19 protein-coding genes and 5 tRNA genes are annotated in these 24,270 nt (G+C 60.2%); 16 read left to right on the top strand and 8 right to left on the bottom strand.

Translation table 11 applies throughout. The features are described 5' to 3' along the window. Positions 1–104: 104 nt before the first annotated feature. The 3 genes from MKZ87_RS27360 to MKZ87_RS27350 all read left to right on the top strand — a co-directional run bounded on the left by MKZ87_RS27360 (position 105) and on the right by MKZ87_RS27350 (position 3,345). Positions 105–1,547: a mechanosensitive ion channel family protein gene (locus tag MKZ87_RS27360; RefSeq protein ID WP_266202172.1), complete on the top strand. Its 1,443-nt coding sequence runs from the start codon at positions 105–107 to the stop codon at positions 1,545–1,547. 75 nt (positions 1,548–1,622) lie between these two features. Next, the gene (locus MKZ87_RS27355; protein WP_085703508.1) at positions 1,623–2,417 is read left to right on the top strand and encodes an exodeoxyribonuclease III; all 795 of its coding nucleotides are present in this window, start codon (positions 1,623–1,625) and stop codon (positions 2,415–2,417) included. 100 nt (positions 2,418–2,517) lie between these two features. Then, the gene (locus tag MKZ87_RS27350) at positions 2,518–3,345 is read left to right on the top strand and encodes an arylamine N-acetyltransferase family protein (protein ID WP_085700170.1); all 828 of its coding nucleotides are present in this window, start codon (positions 2,518–2,520) and stop codon (positions 3,343–3,345) included. Between the two features lie 3 nt (positions 3,346–3,348). Here MKZ87_RS27350 and MKZ87_RS27345 read toward each other — a convergent pair whose 3' ends face one another. Next, a complete protein-coding gene (locus MKZ87_RS27345) occupies positions 3,349–3,666 on the bottom strand; it encodes a BrnA antitoxin family protein (RefSeq protein WP_085700169.1) in 318 nt (105 codons plus the stop codon). A gap of 349 nt (positions 3,667–4,015) precedes the next feature. Between MKZ87_RS27345 and MKZ87_RS27340 the strand changes: the two genes are divergently transcribed. Continuing rightward, positions 4,016–5,536 carry a nucleobase:cation symporter-2 family protein gene (locus MKZ87_RS27340; RefSeq protein WP_085703507.1) on the top strand — a complete coding sequence of 507 codons (1,521 nt, stop codon included), beginning with the start codon at positions 4,016–4,018 and terminating at the stop codon, positions 5,534–5,536. 84 nt (positions 5,537–5,620) lie between these two features. Here the strand turns inward: MKZ87_RS27340 and MKZ87_RS27335 are convergent. From MKZ87_RS27335 to MKZ87_RS27325, 3 genes are all read right to left on the bottom strand, one after another. Next, positions 5,621–5,696: transfer RNA gene (locus tag MKZ87_RS27335), tRNA-Asn, on the bottom strand. Between the two features lie 69 nt (positions 5,697–5,765). Beyond that, positions 5,766–5,966 carry a hypothetical protein gene (locus MKZ87_RS27330; RefSeq protein ID WP_065257405.1) on the bottom strand — a complete coding sequence of 67 codons (201 nt, stop codon included), beginning with the start codon at positions 5,964–5,966 and terminating at the stop codon, positions 5,766–5,768. 112 nt (positions 5,967–6,078) lie between these two features. Next, a complete protein-coding gene (locus tag MKZ87_RS27325) occupies positions 6,079–7,275 on the bottom strand; it encodes an amino acid aminotransferase (RefSeq protein ID WP_085700167.1) in 1,197 nt (398 codons plus the stop codon). 336 nt (positions 7,276–7,611) lie between these two features. On the opposite strand from MKZ87_RS27325, the gene uvrB reads away from it, so the two are divergent. Continuing rightward, entirely contained in the window at positions 7,612–9,627 is a 2,016-nt protein-coding gene (gene uvrB, locus MKZ87_RS27320; protein ID WP_085700166.1) for an excinuclease ABC subunit UvrB, read from the top strand. A gap of 116 nt (positions 9,628–9,743) precedes the next feature. Here uvrB and MKZ87_RS27315 read toward each other — a convergent pair whose 3' ends face one another. Together MKZ87_RS27315 and MKZ87_RS27310 are read right to left on the bottom strand one after the other, a co-directional pair. Then, complete coding sequence (locus MKZ87_RS27315; protein ID WP_170929767.1) at positions 9,744–11,234, bottom strand: MDR family MFS transporter; 1,491 nt, start codon at positions 11,232–11,234, stop codon at positions 9,744–9,746. 49 nt (positions 11,235–11,283) lie between these two features. Beyond that, complete coding sequence (locus MKZ87_RS27310; protein ID WP_085703505.1) at positions 11,284–12,333, bottom strand: HlyD family secretion protein; 1,050 nt, start codon at positions 12,331–12,333, stop codon at positions 11,284–11,286. Between the two features lie 230 nt (positions 12,334–12,563). Between MKZ87_RS27310 and gltX the strand changes: the two genes are divergently transcribed. The 10 genes from gltX (at position 12,564) to MKZ87_RS27260 (ending at position 18,417) form a co-directional block, all read left to right on the top strand. Then, positions 12,564–14,045, top strand: coding sequence for a glutamate--tRNA ligase (gltX, locus tag MKZ87_RS27305; protein ID WP_085700163.1), 1,482 nt, complete (start codon positions 12,564–12,566; stop codon positions 14,043–14,045). 202 nt (positions 14,046–14,247) lie between these two features. Then, a tRNA-Ala gene (locus tag MKZ87_RS27300) sits at positions 14,248–14,323 on the top strand. Positions 14,324–14,402: 79 nt separating this feature from the next. Continuing rightward, positions 14,403–14,478 (top strand) — tRNA-Glu (locus tag MKZ87_RS27295). Between the two features lie 53 nt (positions 14,479–14,531). After that, positions 14,532–14,607: transfer RNA gene (locus tag MKZ87_RS27290), tRNA-Ala, on the top strand. Between the two features lie 78 nt (positions 14,608–14,685). Next, positions 14,686–14,761: transfer RNA gene (locus tag MKZ87_RS27285), tRNA-Glu, on the top strand. A 183-nt stretch (positions 14,762–14,944) separates the two neighbouring features. Further along, complete coding sequence (locus tag MKZ87_RS27280; RefSeq protein ID WP_011333341.1) at positions 14,945–15,484, top strand: TetR/AcrR family transcriptional regulator; 540 nt, start codon at positions 14,945–14,947, stop codon at positions 15,482–15,484. Positions 15,485–15,514: 30 nt separating this feature from the next. Further along, on the top strand, positions 15,515–16,348 hold the full coding sequence (locus tag MKZ87_RS27275) for an alpha/beta fold hydrolase (RefSeq protein WP_085700162.1): 834 nt from the start codon (positions 15,515–15,517) through the stop codon (positions 16,346–16,348). A gap of 47 nt (positions 16,349–16,395) precedes the next feature. Beyond that, complete coding sequence (locus MKZ87_RS27270) at positions 16,396–16,857, top strand: acyl-CoA thioesterase (RefSeq protein ID WP_011333342.1); 462 nt, start codon at positions 16,396–16,398, stop codon at positions 16,855–16,857. A 35-nt stretch (positions 16,858–16,892) separates the two neighbouring features. Beyond that, positions 16,893–17,852, top strand: a complete 960-nt coding sequence (locus tag MKZ87_RS27265; protein WP_085703504.1) for a tRNA dihydrouridine synthase — start codon at positions 16,893–16,895, stop codon at positions 17,850–17,852. Between the two features lie 121 nt (positions 17,853–17,973). Then, positions 17,974–18,417 carry an Hsp20 family protein gene (locus MKZ87_RS27260; RefSeq protein ID WP_065261390.1) on the top strand — a complete coding sequence of 148 codons (444 nt, stop codon included), beginning with the start codon at positions 17,974–17,976 and terminating at the stop codon, positions 18,415–18,417. A 46-nt stretch (positions 18,418–18,463) separates the two neighbouring features. Here the strand turns inward: MKZ87_RS27260 and MKZ87_RS27255 are convergent, their stop codons facing one another. Next, entirely contained in the window at positions 18,464–21,742 is a 3,279-nt protein-coding gene (locus MKZ87_RS27255) for a PAS domain S-box protein (protein WP_085703503.1), read from the bottom strand. 68 nt (positions 21,743–21,810) lie between these two features. After that, on the bottom strand, positions 21,811–22,701 hold the full coding sequence (locus tag MKZ87_RS27250) for a LysR family transcriptional regulator (RefSeq protein ID WP_085701270.1): 891 nt from the start codon (positions 22,699–22,701) through the stop codon (positions 21,811–21,813). 140 nt (positions 22,702–22,841) lie between these two features. Between MKZ87_RS27250 and leuC the strand changes: the two genes are divergently transcribed. Next, positions 22,842–24,260, top strand: coding sequence for a 3-isopropylmalate dehydratase large subunit (gene leuC, locus MKZ87_RS27245; RefSeq protein WP_074687686.1), 1,419 nt, complete (start codon positions 22,842–22,844; stop codon positions 24,258–24,260). Positions 24,261–24,270 lie beyond the last annotated feature (10 nt).

Genomic DNA, 24,270 nt, shown 5'->3' with positions numbered 1-24,270 from the left:
TTTTCGCGCGTGCGCAGTGGCACTCATCCGGCCAAATCAATTACTCCTACACTGAGCCCAATCTGTGCGATCTTCTCGCGATTGGCCCCTGTCGGAGTTGTTTGATGCTGTCTCTGCTCACCGATCATCCGTTGTTTTGCGCCTTGATCCTGATCCTGATCGATCTCGGTCTGTGGCGTCTGATCAGCTCCCACGGCAGTGCGTGGAAACTGTTGGTACGGGTGCTGATCTTTGCTCTATTCAGCTTTCTGCTGTTCAACGAAGGGCTCAACCCGATGGAGCCTGCGCCGTGGGCCGACAACGTGCCGTTGCACCTGGCGGCGACCGGGTTGCAGATCGGCTGGTGGCTGTTCGGCGCGCGCACCCTGACGGTGTTGATCGGCGCGGTGATGATGCAGCGGGTCGGGCACACCGGGCGGCTGTTGCAGGATCTGCTGGGTGCGGTGATCTTCCTGATTGCGATCATCGCGGCGCTGGCCTACGTGCTGGACCTGCCGGTCAAAGGCGTACTGGCGACGTCCGGGGCGTTGGCGATCATCGTCGGTCTGGCGTTGCAGAGCACCTTGAGCGACGTGTTTTCCGGGATCGTGCTCAACACCACCAAGCCTTATCAACTGGATGACTGGATTTCCATCGACGGTACGGAAGGGCGGGTCACCGACATCGACTGGCGCGCCACGCGCCTGCAAACCAGTCAGGGCAGCATGGCGGTGATTCCCAACTCGCTGGCGGCCAAGGCCAAGATCATCAACTTCAGCCGGCCGAGCAATATGTTCGGGGTTGCCGTCAGCGTGCAGGTCAGCCCCCATGCGCGGCCCAGCTCGGTGATCGATGCCCTGGAACGGGCGATGCAGGGCTGTCGCCAATTGCTGGAGCGCCCCGCGCCGAGTGTCGCGCTGAAGAGCTCCAGCAGTGCCGGCACCGAATATGAAATCAGCGGGTTTGTCGCCTCGATGAGCGAAAAACGTATGGTGCGCAATCAGCTGTTTGATCTGGCGTACCGGCACCTGCAGGCGTCCGGGGTCAATCTGCTGTCGAGCGTTGAGCCGGGCGTGTCGAGCAATCTCTCGCGGCCACGGGCGTTGCTCGACAGCTCGCCGATTTTCTCTACGCTTCGTCAGGAAGAGAAAGAAACCTTCAGCCAGAACATGACCCTGCAAACTTTCCGTGCCGGCGAGGTGATTCTTGCGGGCGGCGAGGTCAGTGATCACCTGTTCATCATCGAATCCGGTGTGGTCTCGGTGACGCTCAAACGCCACGGCACGCCGTTCGAGTCCGGACGGATGGGACCGGGCGAAGTGATCGGCGAAGCGGGAATACTGTCCGATACGTCATTGCCGGCCGACTTCTCCGCCAAGACCTTCTGTGCGCTGTATCGCATCGAGAAGTCTTATCTCAAACCCTGTCTGGACGCCCGTCACGACATCAACGACGCGATGAAGGCGCTGCTCGATTTCCGCCTGCACAAGGCGCAATCACTGACGGAAGAAACACCGGTGACAGTGCCGAAAAAAGGTTTCCTGCAATGGTTGCGCAACCGCGTGTAAACGGAGGATCCAACGCAACCGTCGCGGTGCGCCTGGTGTCACAGTTTTTATCGGTCAATGGCAGGAACCCGGACGATGAAAAAAATGCGCATTGCCACGTTCAACGTCAACGGCCTGCGGGCCCGTCTGCCGAATCTGCTGGAGTGGCTGAGGCGCGAGCAGCCGGACATCGTCTGTTTGCAGGAACTGAAGCTGGTGGACAGCGCGTTTCCTGCCGCCGATCTGGAGGCCGCCGGTTACGGCGCCATCTGGCACGGTCAGGCGTCATGGAACGGCGTGGCAATTCTTGCCCGCGATGCGCAACCGCTGGAGAGCCGGCGCGGTCTGCCCGGCGATCCCGACGATAAACACAGCCGCTACCTCGAAGCGGCGGTGCACGGGGTGTTGGTGGGGTGCCTGTACCTGCCCAATGGCAATCCGCAACCGGGGCCGAAGTTCGACTACAAGCTGGCCTGGTTCGAGCGCCTGATCAATTACGCCCGGGATCTGCAAAGCAGCGATCACCCGGTGGTGCTGGCCGGCGATTACAACGTGGTGCCCACGGATCTGGATATCTACAACACTCGATCCTGGCTCAAGGATGCGTTGTTGCAACCGCAAAGCCGCGAGTGCTACCAGCGATTGCTGGATCAGGGCTGGACGGATTCGTTGCGGCATCTTTATCCCGAAGATCGGCTGTATACCTTCTGGGATTATTTCCGCCAGCACTGGCAGAAGAACTCCGGGCTGCGGATCGACCATCTGCTGCTCAATCCCAAGCTGAGCCCTTATCTGCATGAGGCCGGTGTGGATGCTTGGGTGCGCAACGAACCGCATGCCAGCGACCACGCGCCGACGTGGATTCGCATCGACTCCCGTAAACGACGCTAAAAAGGTGATTGGTTAATTCAATTGTCGATTCGATGCCCGGATCCCGTATACATGGCGACCATCGGCGGAACGATCCGCGCCCATGCAAAAGGACCCGGCAATGAGCGAGCCACGCCTGACGAATCTGAAACAGTACCTGCAACGCCTGGGATTCGATGCGCCTCCGGCACCGACCCTTGAAACCCTGCGCCTGTTGCAATTGCGCCATACCGGCGCCTTTCCTTTCGAAAACCTGTCGACGCTCAGTGGTGAACCCGTTCTGATCGATCTGCCCTCCATCGAACGCAAGGTCTTTAACGATGCCCGTGGCGGCTACTGCTACGAGCTGAACAATCTGTTTCTGGCGCTGTTGCTGGAACTGGGGTTCGAGGCGCGGGGCATCAGTGGACGTGTGGTCATTAATCGGCCCGAAGGCAGCTGGACGGAGCGCACCCATCGCTTGAGTCTGGTGACCCTCGACGGCGTGCGCTACATCACCGATGTCGGCTTCGGCGGCATGGTGCCGACCGCACCGCTGGTGCTGGATACCGACGCTGAGCAATCCACGCCGCACGAACCGTATCGCATCGAAGTGCAGGCCGATGGCTACATGCTGCGGGCCAGGGTCGCTGGCGAATGGCGGCCGATGTACCTGTTTGACCTGCAACGCCAGGAAGACATCGATTACACCCTCGGCAACTGGTATGTCTCGACTCACCCGGACTCGCCATTCGCCCAGCGCCTGATGGTCGCGCGGACCGGCGACGGCTGGCGACGTACGCTGAACAACGGCAGTTTCGCGATCCACCGCATGGGCGCCGAGAGCGAGCGGCGTGAGGTAACGGATATCGATGAGCTGATCGAACTGCTGGAACGGGAGTTCGGCCTGCGCTTGCCGCACCAGCCCGGTGCACGTCTGGCGCTGGCGCGCTTGATTCAGCCAGTCTGAAACCTAAGGTTTTGCCTCCGGCTCGAGCACCCGCCGGATCTCGTTCACCGCTGCCGACAGTTTTTTCTCGAGGCTCTTGAGGTCGGTGGCGCTGAATTGCCCGATTGAATGTTCGAGTTCCTCAGTGGCGCCACGGCTGTCGAGCAACGCGCGGCGCAGGGTGTTGTTGATTACCGTCTGATAGCCATAGCCCTCGCTCTCAGCGACCTCGCGCGCGGCTTCGATCACTGCGTCATCGAGCATGATGGTGATGCGGGTTTTGCCCTTGGTGGGCGCGATGGCGCCGCGTTTACCTTGGCTGAAATCGTACTCATCCTTCATTGATCACCTCTGCGCAAAGTTGCCCTCGCTTGCTGGGCTCGAATGCGTTGGCAGCATTCTTGCTTTTGTCGAACTGAATCTTGAATGACTTCATTATGCATACTTTATATGTATAAAAAAGGATGCGGCCGCGCCGTCGGTCGCCATGAACACTTCAGCCTGGGCGGATAAAACGTGGACTCGAATGAGGATGTGTTGCCGGATTTGTGGGGGATGAAAGCAGCGGGATAGAAGGTTGGGTGGCTAGCTAACCATTATGTGACTGATAAGTTGTATACAAGTCTATGGACATTTGTCCTGACTCTTGCATACAGTGTGCGCATAACAAAAACCAGGGAACTCCCCCACCATGAAAACGCCCCATGTTTCACACCAACGGCCCGAGGACGAGAATCTCGGGGTCGGCGCGAATATGGCTTACGGCCTGCAACACGTTCTGACCATGTATGGCGGTATCGTCGCGGTGCCATTGATCATCGGTCAGGCCGCCGGGCTTTCGCCTGCGGACATTGGTCTGTTGATTGCTGCTTCATTGTTTGCGGGGGGGCTGGCCACGTTGCTGCAAACCCTGGGTTTACCGTTTTTCGGCTGTCAGTTGCCGCTGGTGCAGGGCGTGTCGTTCTCCGGCGTTGCCACTATGGTGGCGATTGTCAGCAGTGGCGGGGAGGGCGGCTTCCAGTCGGTGCTTGGCGCGGTGATTGCGGCGTCGCTGATTGGCTTGCTGATCACGCCGGTGTTTTCACGAATCACCAAGTTTTTCCCGCCGCTGGTCACGGGCATCGTGATCACCACCATCGGTCTGACGCTGATGCCGGTGGCTGCACGTTGGGCCATGGGCGGCAACAGTCACGCGCCTGACTTCGGCAGCATGCAGAACATCGGTCTGGCGGCGGTCACGCTGGTGCTGGTGTTGCTGCTGAGCAAAGTCGGCAGCTCCACTATCTCGCGTCTGTCGATCCTGTTGGCCATGGTGATCGGCACGGTGCTGGCGGTGTTCCTCGGCATGGCGGACTTCTCCAACGTCACCCAGGGCCCGATGTTCGGCTTCCCGACACCTTTCCATTTCGGCATGCCGACCTTCCACTTCGCTGCAATCCTGTCGATGTGCATTGTGGTCATGGTGACTCTGGTGGAAACCTCGGCGGACATCCTGGCAGTCGGTGAAATCATCGGCACCAAGGTCGACTCCAAGCGTCTGGGCAACGGCCTGCGGGCGGACATGCTGTCGAGCATGTTTGCGCCGATCTTCGGCTCGTTCACCCAGAGCGCCTTCGCCCAGAACGTCGGGCTGGTGGCGGTGACCGGGATCAAGAGCCGTTATGTGGTGGCCACCGGCGGTATCTTCCTGGTGATCCTCGGCCTGCTGCCGTTCATGGGCCGGGTCATCGCGGCAGTACCGACTTCGGTGCTCGGCGGCGCCGGTATCGTGCTGTTCGGCACGGTGGCGGCTAGTGGCATCCGCACGTTGTCCAAGGTTGATTACCGCAACAACGTCAACCTGATCATCGTTGCCACCTCGATCGGCTTCGGCATGATCCCGATTGCCGCGCCGAACTTCTACGATCACTTCCCGAGCTGGTTCGCGACCATTTTCCATTCGGGCATCAGCTCGTCGGCGATCATGGCAATTCTGCTGAACCTGGCGTTCAACCACTTCACGGCGGGCAACTCGGATCAGCAGTCGGTGTTTGCGGCGGCAGAAGAGCGGACCCTGCGTTATCGCGATCTGGCAGCGCTGCGTGAAGGCGACTACTTCAGCGACGGCAAGCTGCATGACTGCGATGGCAATGAAGTGCCGGTGATCGATCCGGATTCGGATCACGTTCATGGCGCGCCAAAGGTACACGCCAAGAGCAGCGAGCACGTCTGACAGCTGTTGCTGAATAGAAAAGGGCCGACTTTTTCAATGCCGACAAAAAAGCCCCTGAATCTTTCGATTCAGGGGCTCTGTATTTGGCTCCACAACCTGGACTCGAACCAGGGACCCAGTGATTAACAGTCACTTGCTCTACCAACTGAGCTATTGCGGAATTGGTGCGTATGTTACTGATTTAAAAAGACTAGTCAAGCATCGGCGTGATTTTTTTACCGAACGGCTTTCAGCCACCGAAGGTAAAGGTCCCCATCAGCAGTTTTGCGTACAACGCCGTGGCCGCCAGTTGCACGAGCCACAAGGCCAGTCCGCCGAGAAACACCCCGGCCGCCACTTGCAGCACCAGGCTCTTTTCGCGTTTGCCCGAGGTGCGGGGTGGATAGTAGTCCAGCTCATCGCGGTCGGCGCGCAGGTCATCGTTTTTCATGTCGGCTCTCTGAAATATCGTCTGTGTGCAGTCTAGAGGGTGTAGCGGCATTTCTTCAGACAAATAAAAAACGGGAAGCCCGAAGGCTTCCCGTTTTCAGTGCGGCGCCGGATCAGATGACCTGAACGATGGCGTCTGTTACGGCTTCGATGTTGCTCTGGTTCAGCGCGGCCACGCAGATGCGGCCGGTGTCCAGGGCGTAGATGCCGAACTCGTTGCGCAGGCGGTGAACCTGTTCGGTGGTCAGGCCGGAGTAGGAGAACATGCCGCGCTGACGACCGACGAAGCTGAAGTCACGCTGCGGGGCTTTCTTTGCCAGCAGAGCAACCATCTGCTCGCGCATGCCGCGAATGCGCAGACGCATCTCGGCCAGTTCGGCTTCCCACTGGGCGCGCAGTTCCGGGCTGTTCAGCACGGCGGCGACCACGCTTGCACCGTGGGTCGGCGGGTTGGAGTAGTTGGTGCGGATCACGCGTTTGACTTGCGACAGGACGCGGGCGCTTTCCTCTTTCGATTCGCTGACGATCGACAGCGCACCGACGCGCTCGCCGTACAGCGAGAACGACTTGGAGAACGAGCTCGACACGAAGAAGGTCAGGCCGGATTCGGCGAACAGGCGCACGGCAGCGGCGTCTTCGGCAATGCCGTCACCGAAACCCTGGTAAGCCATGTCGAGGAACGGCACGTGACCTTTGGCCTTGACCGCCTCCAGCACGTTGTTCCAGTCCGAAGGGCTCAGGTCGACGCCGGTCGGGTTGTGGCAGCAGGCGTGCAGCACGATGATCGAGCCGTTCGGCAGGGCGTTGAGGTCTTCCAGCAGGCCGGCACGGTTCACATCGTGGGTGGCGGCGTCGTAGTAGCGGTAGTTCTGCACCGGGAAACCGGCGGTTTCGAACAGCGCGCGGTGGTTTTCCCAGCTCGGGTCGCTGATCGCCACAACGGCATTCGGCAGCAGTTGCTTGAGGAAGTCGGCACCGATTTTCAGTGCGCCGGTCCCGCCGACGGCCTGAGTGGTGACAACGCGGCCAGCTGCCAGCAGTGGCGAATCATTGCCGAACAGCAGCTTTTGCACGGCCTGATCGTAAGCGGCGATGCCGTCGATTGGCAGGTAGCCGCGCGAGGCGTGCTGAGCGGCGCGAATGGTTTCGGCTTCGATGACGGCGCGCAGGAGTGGAATTCGCCCCTCTTCGTTGCAGTACACACCCACCCCGAGATTGACCTTATTGGTCCGGGTATCGGCGTTGAATGCTTCGTTGAGGCCCAGGATTGGATCGCGGGGTGCCATTTCGACAGCGGAGAACAGGCTCATTTTTACGGCAGCTCTAATGGAGAGTGGAGGGACGTGTGGCGCTCCAGCCGAATGCACTAGAGCGGTGCACAAACGGGGAGCTAGTATAGAGGCCATCATCGATCAATGGCGACAGGCGAATCGGCTTTTAAGGTAAGTTTTTCCGATTATTTCTCGACCGTTAGTCGAATGGATTTGTCAGAAGCTTTACCGGATGTAGGACGTTTGCCTTGAAAGGCGAGGCAATCGGCTCCACATTCAGCACAATCTTCGTTTTTCCTTGCGCGACATCGGTCGTTTGCGGTCTTTCTCGTGGGCCTGCGCTTTGTCGTCGGCGTCGCGACTCCAGAGGTGTTTATGTCTGAATTCCAGCTCGTCACCCGTTTCGACCCCGCCGGCGATCAACCCGAAGCCATTCGCCAGATGGTCGAAGGCATCGAAGCCGGGCTGGCGCACCAGACGCTGCTCGGGGTGACCGGGTCGGGCAAGACCTTCAGCATCGCCAACGTGATCGCCCAGGTGCAGCGTCCGACCCTGGTGCTGGCGCCGAACAAGACCCTGGCTGCGCAGTTGTACGGCGAGTTCAAGTCGTTCTTCCCGAACAACGCCGTCGAGTACTTCGTTTCCTACTACGACTATTACCAGCCCGAAGCCTATGTGCCGTCGTCCGACACCTTCATCGAGAAGGATGCGTCGATCAACGACCACATCGAGCAGATGCGGCTGTCGGCGACCAAGGCCTTGCTTGAGCGCAAGGACGCGATCATCGTCACCACGGTGTCGTGCATCTACGGTCTGGGCAGCCCGGAAACCTATTTGAAAATGGTCTTGCACGTCGATCGCGGCGACAAGCTCGATCAGCGTGCGCTGGTGCGGCGCCTGGCCGACCTGCAATACACCCGCAACGACATGGATTTCGCCCGGGCGACGTTTCGGGTACGCGGCGACGTGATCGACATTTATCCGGCCGAATCCGACCTCGAAGCGATCCGGATCGAGCTGTTCGATGACGAAGTAGAAAGTATTTCCGCGTTCGACCCTCTGACCGGTGAGGTCATCCGCAAGCTGCCGCGTTTCACCTTTTACCCGAAGAGCCACTACGTGACGCCCCGGGAAACCTTGCTCGACGCCATCGAGGGGATCAAGGTCGAGTTGCAGGAGCGCCTGGAATACCTGCGCAATAACAACAAACTGGTGGAAGCCCAGCGGCTGGAGCAGCGCACCCGGTTCGACCTGGAGATGATCCTCGAACTCGGCTACTGCAACGGCATCGAGAACTACTCGCGCTACCTGTCGGGCCGGCCGGCTGGCGCGCCGCCGCCGACCCTCTACGATTACCTGCCGGCCGACGCGTTGCTGGTGATCGACGAGTCCCATGTCAGCGTGCCGCAGGTCGGCGCGATGTATAAGGGCGACCGTTCACGTAAGGAAACACTGGTGGAATACGGTTTCCGCCTGCCATCGGCGCTGGATAACCGGCCGATGCGTTTCGACGAGTGGGAAGGGGTGAGCCCGCAGACGATCTTCGTTTCGGCCACGCCCGGCAACTACGAAGCCGAGCACGCCGGTCGGGTGATCGAGCAAGTGGTGCGACCGACCGGTCTGGTCGATCCGCAGGTTGAAGTACGCCCGGCGCTGACCCAGGTCGACGATCTTTTGTCGGAAATCACCAAGCGGGTGGCGCTGGAGGAGCGGGTGCTGGTCACCACGCTGACCAAGCGCATGGCCGAAGACCTGACCGATTACCTGGCCGACCACGGCATTCGTGTGCGTTATCTGCACTCGGACATCGACACCGTCGAACGGGTCGAAATCATCCGCGACCTGCGTCTCGGCACGTTCGATGTGCTGGTGGGGATCAACCTGCTGCGTGAAGGCCTGGACATGCCGGAAGTGTCACTGGTGGCGATTCTCGACGCGGACAAGGAAGGTTTCCTGCGTTCCGAGCGCTCGCTGATTCAGACCATCGGCCGGGCGGCGCGTAACCTCAATGGCCGGGCGATTCTCTACGCGGATCGCATGACTGGTTCGATGGAGCGCGCCATCGGCGAAACCGAGCGCCGTCGCGACAAGCAGATCGCCTTCAACCTGGCCAATGGCATCACGCCCAAGGGTGTGTTCAAGGACGTCGCCGACATCATGGAAGGCGCCACCGTGCCCGGTTCGCGCAGCAAGAAGCGCAAGGGCATGGCCAAGGCCGCCGAAGAGAGCGCCAAGTACGAAGCCGAACTGCGCTCGCCGAGCGAGATCACCAAGCGCATCCGCCAACTTGAAGAGAAGATGTACCAGTTGGCCCGCGACCTGGAGTTCGAAGCGGCGGCGCAAATGCGCGACGAAATTGCAAAGTTGCGTGAGCGCCTTTTGGCCGTCTGAAGGTTTGCAGTGTTTGGTCGGGCCTCTTCGCGAGCAAGCTCGCTCCCACATTGGAGTTGTGTCGTTCACAAAAAAACTGTGGGAGCGAGCTTGCTCGCGAATGGGGCGACTCGGTCTTAATGAGACTCCCCGGCCTTCAGTCCGGCGGGCAGTTTCTTGGTGAGCAAGATCGCCAACATGCTGATCCCCAACGCAATCCCGACAAAATGAAACGCATCGTTGTAGGCCATGATCAGCGCCTGCTGATGAACGATCTCGCTTAATTTGCCCAACGCCGCCGTGTCACTGCCGAACCGATCGGTCATCGACGCCAGGCGTTCGGCCACCTGCGGATTGGTCGGCACCACCGCTTCACGCAAGTAATCGAAGTAAGTCTTGGTGCGCGCGTCCAGCAACGTCGCAAGCAGGGCGATGCCGATGGCGCCGCCGAGGTTGCGCAAAATGTTGAACAGACTTGACGCCGAGCCCGCGTCCTGCGGCAGGATGTAAGCCGTGGCGATCAGCGAAATGGTCACCATGATCAGTGGTTGACCGAGGGCGCGGATAATCTGGATCTGATTGAACTGCGGCCCGGCAAAATCCGGGTTTAGCACGCCAGATGAAAAACTCGCCAGCCCGAACAGGCCAAAACCGATCGTGCACAGCCATTTTGGCGAGACGAATTTCATCAGCTTCGGCACCAGCGGAATCAGAAACAGCTGCGGCACGCCCATCCACATGATCACCTCACCGATCTGCAGGGCGTTGTAGTTCTGGATCTGTGCCAGGTACAGCGGCAACAGATAGATCGAGCCGTACAGCCCGACGCCCATGCCGAGGCTGGAAATACTCGACAGACCGAAATTGCGGTTGCGCAGGATGCCCAGGTTGATCAGCGGATTGGGCTTGGAGATCTGCACGATCACGAAGGTGATCAGGCTCAGCAGGGCGATGCTGCCCAGCGTCACTATCAGATTCGATTCCAGCCAGTCCTTGCGATGGCCTTCCTCAAGGAAAACCTGCAAGCAACCGAGGCCGACGCCCAGCGTGAGAATGCCGGTGTAATCGGTGCTTTTCAGCAGTTCCCAGTGCGCTTCTTTCTTCTCCAGGCCGTACATCAGCCCGGCGATCATGATCAGTCCCGGCGGGATGTTGATATAGAAGATGTACTCCCAGCCCCAGTTTTCCGTGAGCCAGCCGCCGAGGGTCGGGCCGATGGACGGGGCGAAGGTGGCGGTCATGGCAAACATGGCCATGCCTTTGGCCCGGTGGTGTTCGGGGAGTTTGATCAGCGTCAGGGTGAACGCCAGCGGGATCAGCGCGCCGCCGGTGAAGCCTTGCATGGCGCGAAACACGATCATGCTTTCCAGGCTCCAGGCCATCGAGCACAGCAGCGACGAAATCAGAAAACCCAGCGAAACCCACACCGCCAGCCGCCGGGCCGACAGCAACTGCACCAGCCAGGCGGTCAGCGGAATCATGATGATTTCCGCCACCAGATAAGACGTCGAAATCCACGAGCCTTCTTCCAGCGTCGCCGACAGGGCGCCTTGAATGTCCTTGAGCGATGAGTTGGTGATCTGGATGTCGAGCACCGCCATGAAGGCGCCGAGCATCACGCTCATCACCGCGATCCAGTCCCGCCGGGTCGGTTCGCCGACCGGGCGGATCAGTGAATCACCGGCCATTGTCAGAGGCGTCTTTGATGTTCACGGTGGCGGTGACGGACATGCCCGGACGGATCTTACCGTGCAGCGGGTTATCCGCCTTGAAGGTCAGCTTGACCGGAATCCGCTGCACGACCTTGGTGAAGTTGCCGGTGGCGTTGTCCGGCGGCAACAGGCTGAACTGCGCGCCGGAGGCGGCGAACAGGCTGTCGACCCGGGCTTCAATCGGCGTATCACCATAGGCGTCGAAGAGCAGTTCGGCCTTCTGGCCCGGTTGCATGTGGCCGATCTGGGTTTCCTTGAAGTTGGCCTGGACCCAGATGTCTTCGTCCGGAACGATCGACAAAAGATAGGCGCCGGCCTGCACAACTTGCCCGTTGCGGGCGGCGCGCTGGCCGATCAGGCCGCTGATCGGTGCGTGGATTTCGCTGCGGGTCAGGTTCAGTTCGGCCTGGGCAAGGTCGGCGCGGGCGTTGGCGATCTGCGCGTCGAGGCGTTTGACTTCGGCGGTCAGTGCATTGACCTGCTGGCGCTGGCTCTGGGCATCGGCTTGCGCCTTGGCCACTTGCGAGCGGGCGATGTGGGCTTCGGCAGAAAGGGTGGTGACACGCTCCTCGGAAACGTAGCCGGGTTTGCGCAGGGTTTCTGCCCGCGACAAATCCACCTGCGAGCGGCCGAGTGTCGCCTGGGTGGTGGCCACTTGTGCGTCGCTGGCGGCGATCAGGCTGGCTTGCTGGGTCAGTTTGCTCTGGGCTTGCAGACGCTCGGCCTCGCGGGTGGCGAGGGCGGCGTTGGCCCGATCGACGGCAAGGCGAAAGTCATCGCCTTCGAGACGGATCAGCAATTGGCCTTTTTCCACGTGCTGATTGTCCTGCACCAGCACTTCGTCGATACGCGCGCTCAACTGGCTCGACACACGGGTGATTTCACCCTGGACATAGGCGTTGTCGGTGCTTTCATAAAAGCGGCCCTTGAAAAACCAATGGGCGAAAAAGCCCCCGGCAATCAACAGGACCAGCAACAGGAAAATGAACAGGCGACGCTTGAGTTGGGCAGGCATGGGCAAACTGTAGTCGAGGAATTGTAAGGAAAGTTATCAGCAGGCGAATCTGGCATACAGCCGATGAGCGGTAAATGCCGTCTGTTGATAATCGGCCATTCATCACGGCCAACGGGCGTTCCAGACGCAACCTTGGCTTAAATGCCCTGCCCGCTGGAGCGGGGCGGGTGTCGCCTGTTACCATTCGCCGCTTGATTGTTCTTTGCTTTTCATTCTTTTCGAGACATGCCATGACCACCGTCCGCACTCGCATCGCGCCATCGCCTACCGGGGATCCCCACGTAGGTACCGCTTACATCGCACTGTTCAACTACTGCTTTGCCAAGCAGCACGGCGGTGAGTTCATCCTGCGGATCGAAGACACCGATCAGTTGCGTTCGACCCGCGAGTCCGAACAGCAGATCTTCGACGCTTTGCGCTGGCTGGGTATCGACTGGAGCGAAGGCCCGGACGTCGGCGGCCCGCACGGTCCTTACCGTCAAAGCGAGCGCGGCGATATCTACCAGAAGTACTGCCAGCAACTGGTCGACATGGGCCACGCCTTCCCGTGCTTCTGCACCGCCGAAGAGCTGGACCAGATGCGCGCCGAGCAAATGGCGCGCGGCGAAACCCCGCGTTACGACGGCCGTGCACTGCTGCTGTCCAAAGAAGAAGTCGCCCGTCGCCTGGCTGCCGGCGAACCCCACGTGATCCGCATGAAAGTGCCGACCGAAGGCGTCTGCGTGGTGCCGGACATGCTGCGTGGCGACGTCGAGATCCCGTGGGATCGCATGGACATGCAGGTGCTGATGAAGACCGACGGCCTGCCGACGTACTTCCTGGCCAACGTGGTCGACGATCACCTGATGGGCATCACCCACGTGCTGCGCGGTGAGGAATGGCTGCCGTCGGCGCCGAAACTGATCCTGCTCTATGAATACTTCGGTTGGGAACAACCGCAGCTGTGCTACATGCCGCTGCTGCGTAACCCGGACAAGAGCAAGCTGTCCAAGCGCAAGAACCCGACGTCGGTGACGTTCTACGAGCGCATGGGCTTCATGCCGGAAGCGATGCTCAACTACCTGGGCCGCATGGGCTGGTCGATGCCGGACGAGCGCGAGAAGTTCTCGCTGCAGGAAATGGTCGACAACTTCGACCTCAAGCGTGTGTCGCTGGGCGGGCCGATTTTCGACATCGAGAAGCTGTCGTGGCTCAACGGCCAGTGGCTGCGTGACCTGCCGGTGGAAGAGTTTGCCGCTCGCGTACAGAAGTGGGCGTTCAACTCCGAATACATGATGAAGATCGCGCCGCACGTTCAGGGCCGTGTCGAAACTTTCAGCCAGGTTGCACCACTGGCCGGATTCTTCTTCGCCGGTGGCGTGAATCCGGATGCCAAGCTGTTCGAGTCGAAAAAGCTCTCGGGTGATCAGGTTCGTCAACTGATGCAATTGATCCTGTGGAAACTGGAAAGCCTGCGTCAGTGGGAGAAGGACAGCATCACCGCGACGATTCAGGCGGTGGTCGAATCCCTCGAGCTGAAGCTGCGTGATGCGATGCCGCTGATGTTTGCGGCGATCACCGGTCAGGCGAGCTCGGTGTCGGTGCTTGATGCGATGGAAATCCTCGGGCCGGACCTGACCCGTTTCCGTCTGCGCCAGGCGATTGACCTGCTGGGCGGCGTGTCGAAGAAAGAAAACAAAGAGTGGGAAAAGCTGTTGGGCGCCATCGCCTGATTGGGTTTGACTCTGCAGGATGCGCCGCAGGTCAGGATCTTTTGATCCCGTCCTTCGGCGTTTTCTCCCGAATTTATGGGGGGAGGATGGTAAGTGATTGTTATGCCGACAAAAAATTTTGAAATTTTTCAAAAATAAGTTTGACAGCCTTTCGATACGCCCTTAAGATTCGCCCCGTCCTCAGCGATGACATCAACGATGAGGGGCTATAGCTCAGCTGGGAGAGCGCTTGCATGGCATGCAAGAGGTCGACGGTTCGATCCCGTCTAGCTCCACCAATTTACACTTCGAAGCCTGGCCACACCGGCTTCGAAGCGATCAACACTCAGCGTTGATCAGTTGTATAGAAGGGTTTGCGTCCCCTTCGTCTAGTGGCCTAGGACACCGCCCTTTCACGGCGGTAACAGGGGTTCGAGTCCCCTAGGGGACGCCAGTTTTACAGAAGCGATGTTGCAAGATGTCGCTCCGCCGAGAGGCGAAAAATCCGGGGCTATAGCTCAGCTGGGAGAGCGCCTGCATGGCATGCAGGAGGTCAGCGGTTCGATCCCGCTTAGCTCCACCAATTTACAGTTCAAGGTCTGGCCACACCGGCCTTGAATCGATCAGTACTCAGCGCTGATCAGTTGTATAGAAGGTTTGTGTCCCCTTCGTCTAGTGGCCTAGGACACCGCCCTTTCACGGCGGTAACAGGGGTTCGAGTCCCCTAGGGGACGCCACGATTACCCGCTTTGCGGGATTTTATAAGGGTCATTCAATTATTGAATGGCCCTTTTGTTTGTCTGGCGTTTGGCCAAATCCTCTTTTTCCTTAACACTGTGCTTCAGACCAGCGGTCACGCGTGTGACTTGCGGAATATTATTATGAGAATAATATTGCTATCGTAATATTCGGAGGCGACGATGAACGACAAGAAAGCTCAAACCCGCGAACGCATTCTCAAGGCCGCCAGCGCTGCACTGATCCAGCGCGGCCCCGCTGAACCGAGCGTGGGCGAAGTGATGGGTGCTGCCGGCCTGACCGTCGGTGGCTTCTACGCGCACTTCGAAAGCAAGGACGCAATGATGCTCGAGGCGTTCAAGCAATTGCTCGGTCGCCGTCGCGACCTGATTGCCGACATGGACAGCGAGCTGACCGGTGAAGAGCGCCGCGCCCTGGTGGCTGCGTTCTACCTGTCGCGCAAACATCGCGATTCCAGCGATTCGGCGTGCCCGATTCCGGCCTCCATTGGTGAGCTGGGCCGTCTGCCAGAAGCGTTCCGGATCGCATTGAACGAACACCTGGAATTGATGATTGCGCAGTTGGCCGCAACGCCGGAAGACACCGATAAAGCGTTGGCCGACGTGGCCTTGATGGTAGGTGGTCTGGCGCTCGCGAGGGCGTTGGGTCCTGGGGATTTATCCGATCGATTGCTGCGTGCCGCCAAGTCGGCGGTGCGTTGACCTGAAGGCTACAAGCCCGAGGAGAGAGCGATGAGCACGTTGAAGTGGGTTCGTGGCGTTAATGGCACCTTGGGCTGGTTTGCACCGAAACTGGTGGCGAGCAAAATGCGGCTGGCGTTCATGACGCCGCGCGCGAATGCGCCGCGGGACTGGGAATTGCCGCTGCTGGAGAAATCCGAGCGCATCACGTTGCGTTTCGGTCTCTCGGCCCTGCGTTGGGGGCAAGGCCCGACTGTCTTGCTGATGCACGGCTGGGAAGGGCGGCCCACCCAGTTTGCCGCGTTGATCACGGCGCTGGTTGAAGCGGGTTACACCGTTGTCGCGCTGGATGGCCCGGCCCACGGCCGCTCGCCGGGGCGCGAAGCCAATGTGGTGTTGTTCGCTCGTGCGATGCTTGAGGCCGCTGCAGAGTTGCCACCGTTGCAAGCGGTCATTGGCCACTCCATGGGTGGTGCCAGCGCCATGCTCGCCGTGCAATTGGGCTTGCGCACTGAAACCCTGGTGAGCATCGCCGCTCCGGCGCGAATCCTTGGTGTTTTGCGCGGATTCGCCCGCTACGTCGGTATGCCACCCAGAGCTCGTTCCGCGTTCATTCGTCAAGTCGAGCAGGACGTTGGCATGCGCGCAGCCACGCTCGATGTCGCCCACTATCAACTGGATATGCCAGGCCTGATCGTACATGCCGAGGACGACACTTTCGTCCCGGTCAAGGAATCCCGACTGATCCACGAATCCTGGTTCGACAGCCGCTTGCTGCGTCTGGAAACCGGCGGCCATCAGCGAGTGCTGGCCGACCCTCGGGTGATTGATGGTGTGTTATCACTGCTGGCCGGGCGAAGCCTTCAGGCGCGGCAATCGGCGTAGTCATCCGTTACACTGCCCCGTTTGAATAATCTGACCGGGAGTAGGGCATGGGCTGGGATCGGGCGACGCCGTTTACCATTGATCTGCAAGTGGGCGCCGAGGACATCGACGGGCTGGGCCACGCCAACAACGCGGTGTACGTGACCTGGCTCGAGCGCTGCGCCTGGCGCCACTCGCAGCGCCTGGGTCTGGATCTGGTCGAGTACCGGCGTCTGGATCGGGCAATGGCCGTTGTACGACACGAAATCGATTACCTGGCGGCTGCCTACGAAGGCGACGAGCTGCAACTGGCGACCTGGATCGTCGATTGGGATCAGCGCCTGAAAATGACCCGTCACTTCCAGTTGATTCGCCCTAGCGACAACGCCACGCTGCTGCGCGCCCAGACCACCTTCGTCTGCATTGAGCTGTCGACCGGCAGGCCCAAGCGCATGCCCGCCGAGTTCATCGAAGGCTACGGCCCGGCCATCCAGACAGCGGACATGGGTTTAACCCGCGAAACCCAGTAAACTGCCGCACGTTTTTCCTTGAGTGTGTGTTTCCCATGCAAATTGCTCTGGCGCCGATGGAAGGGTTGGTCGACGACATCCTGCGCGATGTCCTGACCCGTGTCGGCGGTATTGACTGGTGTGTGACCGAGTTCATCCGGGTCAACGATCAGTTGCTGACCCCGGCCTATTTCCACAAGTTCGGCCCCGAACTGCTCAACGGTGCGCGCACGGCTTCCGGCGTGCCACTGCGCGTGCAGTTGCTGGGTTCCGATCCGGTGTGCCTGGCGGAAAACGCGGCACTGGCCTGCGAGTTGGGTTCTGAGGTGATTGACCTGAACTTCGGCTGCCCCGCCAAGACCGTCAACAAGTCCCGTGGCGGTGCGGTTCTGCTCAAGGAGCCGGAACTGCTCAACCAGATCGTCGAGCACGTCCGTCGCGCTGTCCCTGCGCACATTCCGGTCACTGCCAAGATGCGCCTGGGTTTCGACAGCCCCGATGGTTCGCTGGTATGCGCCACGGCGCTGGCCGAGGGCGGTGCCGAGCACATCGTGGTTCACGCCCGGACCAAGATGGACGGCTACAAACCGCCGGCGCATTGGGAGTGGATTCCGCGTGTGCAGGACGTGGTCAAGGTGCCGGTGTTTGCCAATGGCGACATCTGGAGCGTCGAAGACTGGCGTCGCTGCCGGGAAATCAGCGGTGTCGAAGACATCATGCTCGGTCGTGGCCTGGTGTCGCGTCCGGATCTGGCCCGTCAGATCGCCGCCGCTCGTGCCGGCGAGGAAGTCGTCGAGATGACCTGGGCCGAGCTGCTGCCGCTGATCCAGGACTTCTGGCTGCAAGCCAAGGCACAGATGACCGCGCGTCAATCGCCGGGCCGCCTGAAGCAATGGCTGGCGATGCTGACCCGCAATTATTCCGAAGCCACCGAGCTGTTTACCGTGCTTCGCCGCGAAACCGAACCGGATCAGGTCTCGCGTTTGCTGGGCTTGCCGGTCGCCGAAGCGGCCTGAAAAAAATCTTCAAATCGTCTCTTGAAAACAAAATGCAGGTCCCTATCTAAGGGTTACGCGATGCCGAATTCGGGTCGCGGAGACAAAAAAACTTGCTGATTGTTTTCAGGAGATTTGAACCATGAGTACTGCATTTTCCCTCGCTCCACTGTTCCGTTCCTCGGTAGGTTTCGACCGTTTCAACGACCTGTTCGAAACCGCCCTGCGCAACGAGCCAGGCAGCAGCTATCCTCCTTACAACGTCGAAAAACACGGTGACGATCAATACCGCATCGTCGTGGCGGCGGCCGGTTTCCAGGAAGAAGACCTGGAACTGCAAGTCGAGAAAGGTGTGCTGACCATCAGTGGCGGCAAGCGTGACGCGAACGAAGGTGTCACTTTCCTGCACCAGGGCATCGCCCAACGTGCATTCAAGCTGTCCTTCCGCCTGGCCGATCACATCGAGATCAAGGCTGCCGACCTGCGTAACGGTCTGTTGAGCATTGACCTGCTGCGAGTGATCCCGGAAGAAGCGAAAGCCAAGCGCATCCCGATCAACGGGGCGGAGAAGCCGGTCCTGCAATAAGCCGACCGGGAAGAAGGGCGCCGAAAGGCGCCCTTTTTTGTGCCCGTCATTCCAGCAATCCTTTCAACCCCTCCAGCGGCAACGGCCGGCTGTGCAGATAACCCTGATACAAATGGCAACCCAGCCCCTGCAGGAAGGCCAGCTGTTCCGGGGTTTCCACGCCTTCGGCGATCACTTCCAGTTCCAGGCTGCGGGCCATGGCGACAATGGCGCGGATGATTTCGGCGTCGTTGGGGTCGCTGGTGGCGTCACGGATAAACGATTGATCGATCTTCAGCGTGTCCACCGGCAATCGCTTCAGGTAGGTCAGCGATGAATAGCCGGTGCCGAAATCGTCCATGGCAAAGCTCACGCCGAGTTTTTTCAGGCGACGCATTTTGCTGATGGTGTCTTCCAGGTTCTGGATGACGATGCCTTCGGTAATTTCCAGTTTCAGCAGTGAGCAGGGCAGGCCGTGGCTGCTCATGCTGTGCTCGATGCGCTCGACGAAGTCGTTCTGGCGGAACTGCCGGGGGCTGATGTTCACGCACAGGGTGAAGGCCAGAGGATCGATCAGCTGTTCGGCGATCAATTGCTTGAAAGCTTCGCACGCCTCATCGAGGATCCAGGTGCCGACCTCCAGAATCAGCCCGCTGTCCTCCAGGACCTTGATGAATTCGGCGGGCGATTGCGCGCCGAGTTCCGGGTGGTTCCAGCGCACCAGGGCTTCAGCGCCGATGATGCGATTGTCCCGGGCGTCGATCTGCGGTTGGTAATGAACGTCGAATTCCCCCCGGGACAGCGCCAGGCGCAGGTCGGTCTCCATACGCAGCCGTTCGCTGGCCGCTTTCTGCATGGTGTTGTGGTACATCTGCGTGGTATTTCGTCCGGAATCCTTGGCGCGGTACAGCGCAATGTCGGCACGTTTGAGCAGATCGGTCGGCGTCGAGCCGTGATCGGGAATCAGCGCCACGCCGATGCTCGGCGTCACTTGCAGGCGCTGGCCGTCGAGGAACATCGGCTCCGACAGCAACTCGCGAATGGTGTCGGCCAGCTCGCGCACCTGGGCGCTGACTTCATTACGCGTGCCTTCCAGGCCGCTGAGCAGCACCACGAATTCATCGCCACCGAGCCGCGCCACGGTGTCTTCCATGCGTACGCTGGCTTCAAGCCGCGCGGTGATGATTTTCAGCACGGTGTCGCCGACCGGGTGACCCAGTGAGTCGTTGATGTGCTTGAAGTGATCCAGATCGAGAAACAGCAGCGCGCCTCGCAGGTTGTGGCGCTTGAGCAGGGCGATCTGCTGGCTCAGTCGATCCATCAGCAGCGCGCGGTTGGGCAGGTTGGTCAGCGGATCGTGATAGGCCAGGTGGCGGATCTGCGCCTCGGCGTTCTTCAGCAGGCTGACATCCCGGGCCGTGAGCAACAGGCAGGCGGTTTCATTGAGGGTGATCGGTTCGACCGAGACTTCCACCGTCAGTATCTCGCCGCGCTTGTTGCGCCCGAGCATTTCCTGATGATGCACGCGGCCTTTGATCTGAAGTTCGGCGAGCAACGCCGAACGCTGTTTTTCCTCGGCCCAGATGCCGATCTGATACACGGTTTTACCCACCACTTCGTCGGCGCGGTAACCGGTCAGGCGGCAGAAACCGTCATTGACCTCCAGATAGCGCCCGGTGTCGCGTTCGGTGATGGTGATGGCGTCGGGGCTTGAGTGAAACGCCTTGGCGAATTTCTCTTCACTGGCCTTGAGTGCCGCTTCCGAGCGCTGTTGCTGAGTAATGTCGCGCAATGTGGTGACGATGCACGGCTGGTTGCCAACGCTGATCTGGCGGCTGGAAATCACGCAGGTCAGCGACTGGCCGTCTTTGTGCTGGACGATGATCGCGACATTGCTCAGGCCCTGTTCGCGGATCACCCGTTCGATGCGTTGCAGACTTTTCGCCGAGGCGTCCCACAGGCCGATTTCTTCGGCGGTATGGCCGATCACATCGCTGGCGCTCCAGCCGAAAGTCTGGGAAAAGCTGGAATTGATCTCGATGAATTCCCCGGTTTCCTGGCGCGTCACGCATATCGGGTCGGGACTGACCTGGAACAGCGTGGCGAATTTCTCTTCCGAAGCCACCAGTCGTTGTTCGCGCTCGACCTGATCGGTGATGTCCAGCAGGGTGCCGGCCATCCGCAGCGGTACGCCGTTGTCGTCGCGATAGAGGCGGGCGCGGCTTTCCAGGTAGCGCGAGCTGCCATCCGGCAGTTGCACGCGGTAAGTCAGCTGATAATTGCCCGCCGGGCCTTCGCGCAGGCTGCGATAGGCGTCGCGCATGCTGTCGCGCTCTTCGCCGGGGACGCCCTCGAAGAATTCTTCGAACGATTCATGAAATGGTTTCGGCTCAAGACCGTGCAATTGCGCGGCCCGGGCCGAGCCGTAGAGCATGCCGCTGGGAATGTGCCAGTCCCAGGTGCCGAGCTGTGCCGAATCCAGCGCCAGGTCGAGGCGTTCCTGACTGTCCTTCAGGGCATGCTCGGCGGCCTTGCGTTCGGTGGTGTCGAGAAAGGTGCTGAGCAGGTACGGCTGGCCTTCGAGTTCGACCTTTTGCGCGCTGAGGATGCCGTCGTGGATCTGGCCGTTGCTGGCGCGGAACTGCACCTCCATGCTGATCAGTTCGCCCTTGGCCTTGGTCTTCTTGACCAGCTCCGCCCGTTGTTCGGGATGGACCCACAGGCCCAGCTCCAGGGTGGTGCGACCGATGGCGCTCTGCACCGGCCAGCCGAACAAGCTTTCGAAATACTGGTTGGCCTCGCTGATCAGGCCGTCCTCCTGACGGGTCAGCAGCACCATGTTCGGGCACAGGTGAAACAGCGTGGCGAAACGTTTTTCAGAGCTGCTGAGCGCCTGTTCCCTTTGCCTTTGGTGGGTGATTTCGCGGATGACCCCGATCATTCGGGGCCGGCCGTGTTTGTCCGGCAGCAGGCTGCCGTTGATTTCCAGCCAGTGCAGGCTGCCGTCGGGCCAGCGGATGCGGTGGTGCATCGCCTGTTCCAGCGGCGCGCCGGCGATGACCGCGTGGAAGGCGCGAATGGTTTTCGCCCGGTCTTCCGGCGGCAACAAGTCGAGGTATTCCAGGTCTTCGGGCAGCGGTTGCCGCGGGTCGAAGCCGAACAGGGCCTGAGTGCCGCGCGACCAACTGATCTGCCCGCGCTCGATATCCCAATACCAGGCGCCAAGCCGAGCGCCGTTGAGCGCCGCGAGCAATTGCGGCGCGCTCTCCCAGCTCTGCTCGGAACGCCGTGGATCAATGGCCTGAATACGCGGCATCGGCGGAATACGGTCAACAGATTTCGGCATTGTTAAGGGGCCTTGAGCTGATGTGGGCGTTTGGCACAGGGACGGCAGCTCTATAGGAGTAGCACAAGTTAGCCGAGAGTCCCTGGCAGATCGATTTGAGCGTCCAGCAGGGCCATAAATGCCCGTGCAGCATTCGACAGCGTCCTTTCAGTGTGCAGGATATAGCCTAGCTGGCGACGGAGCTGTATGCCCGGTAAAGGTATGCGCGCCACCTGTTCATCGAGCATCGTGCGCGGCAAAACGCTCCACGCCAGGCCGATCGACACCATCATCTTGATGGTTTCCAGGTAGTTGGTGCTCATCGCGATGTTCGGCGTCAGGCCCTGAGCCTCGAACAGCCGTTGGACAATATGGTGGGTGAAGGTGTTGCCGCCGGGGAAAACTGCCGGATGACCGGCAATGTCCGCCAATGTGACGGCGCCGTTGCTGATCAATGAATGTTCGGGGGCGACCACGAAATCCAGCGGGTCATCCCAGACCGGCGTGGCCTTGACCAGCGTATGTGGTTCCGGCGCGAGCGTGATGACCGCCAGTTCCGCCCGGCCGTGAAGAATCTCTTCGTAGGCCACTTCCGAATCGAGGAACTGAATATCCAACGCAACCTGTGGGTAGCGGCGAGTGTATTCCCTTAATAAGGGCGGCAAGCGGTGCAGACCGATGTGGTGACTGGTGGCCAGGGTCAGGCGGCCCGTGACTTCGCCGGTCAGGTTGGTCAGGGCGCGGCGCGTGTCGTCCAGCACGTTGAGAATCTGATAAGCCCGTGGCAACAGGGCCCGGCCGGCCTCGGTCAGGCCCACTTCACGACCGAGCCGGTCGAACAGTCGCACATTCAATTGCTGCTCCAGCCCGGCGATGCGTTTGCTGATGGCCGGTTGCGTCAGGTGCAGGCGTTCACCGGCGCCGGAGAAGCTTCCGGTTTCTGCAATCGCGATAAAAGCATTGAGGTTGGCCAGGTCCATGTTTGTATTCCAGCTGGTTATCCAAAGCATAAAAAATATGAATTTGAGTTATTTAATCTAACCCCATAGGATCGGCCTCACAAGCCAAAGGGTTATTGATAAGCCCAGGGCATAGAAACAAGCTGATGAGGAACCGTCTGATGGCCGGCAAAACGCTCTACGACAAGCTCTGGGATTCGCATTTGGTCAAGCAGCGCGACGATGGCTCGGCGCTGATCTATATCGATCGTCACATCATTCACGAAGTGACCTCGCCGCAGGCCTTCGAAGGCTTGCGTCTGGCCGGGCGCAAGCCGTGGCGCATCGATGCCAACATCGCCACCCCGGACCACAACGTACCGACCACCCCGGAGCGCAAGGGCGGCATCGAAGCCATTGCCGACCAGGTCTCGCGTTTGCAGGTTCAGACCCTCGATGACAACTGCGATGAATACGGCATCGTCGAGTTCAAGATGAATGACGTGCGACAGGGCATTGTCCACGTGATCAGCCCGGAGCAGGGCGCGACCTTGCCGGGCATGACCGTGGTCTGCGGCGACTCGCACACCTCGACTCACGGCGCGTTCGGCGCCCTGGCTCACGGTATTGGCACTTCCGAGGTCGAGCACGTACTCGCCACCCAGTGCCTGGTCGCCAAGAAAATGAAGAACATGCTGGTGCGCGTCGAAGGCCAGTTGCCGTTCGGCGTGACCGCCAAGGACATCGTCCTCGCCGTCATTGGCAAGATCGGCACGGCTGGCGGTAATGGCCATGCCATCGAGTTCGCCGGCAGCGCGATCCGTGATCTGTCGATCGAAGGCCGCATGACCATCTGCAACATGTCCATCGAAGCCGGCGCCCGCGTGGGTCTGGTAGCGGCGGACCAGAAGACGGTGGATTACGTCAAGGGTCGTCCGTTCGCACCGAAAGGCGCCGAGTGGGATCTGGCGGTCGAGTCCTGGAAAGATCTGGTGTCCGACGCCGACGCGCATTTTGACACCGTGGTCGAGCTCGACGCCGCGCAGATCAAGCCGCAGGTCAGCTGGGGCACTTCGCCGGAAATGGTCTTGGCCGTTGATCAGAACGTGCCGGACCCGGCCAAGGAAATGGATCTGGTCAAACGCGACTCGATCGTCCGTGCCTTGAAATACATGGGTTTGACCGCCAATCAGGCGATCACAGATATTCAGCTCGATCGCGTATTCATCGGCTCCTGCACCAACTCGCGCATCGAAGATTTGCGCGCTGCCGCGGTGATCGCCAAGGGCCGCAAAGTTGCGTCGACCATCAAACAGGCCATCGTGGTGCCGGGTTCGGGTCTGGTGAAGGCACAGGCTGAAGCCGAAGGTCTGGACAAGATTTTCCTGGAAGCCGGTTTCGAGTGGCGCGAGCCGGGTTGCTCGATGTGCCTGGCGATGAACCCGGACCGTTTGGAGTCCGGCGAGCACTGTGCGTCGACCTCCAACCGTAACTTCGAAGGCCGTCAGGGCGCCGGTGGCCGTACCCACCTCGTCAGCCCGGCCATGGCCGCTGCGGCGGCGGTGAACGGTCGTTTCATCGACGTTCGTGAATTGATCTGAGGAGCGCAGC

Origin of the sequence: Pseudomonas sp. MCal1, from assembly GCF_026341415.1 — a bacterium.
GTDB lineage: Bacteria > Pseudomonadota > Gammaproteobacteria > Pseudomonadales > Pseudomonadaceae > Aquipseudomonas.
This window is presented reverse-complemented; position numbering and strand designations above follow the sequence as displayed.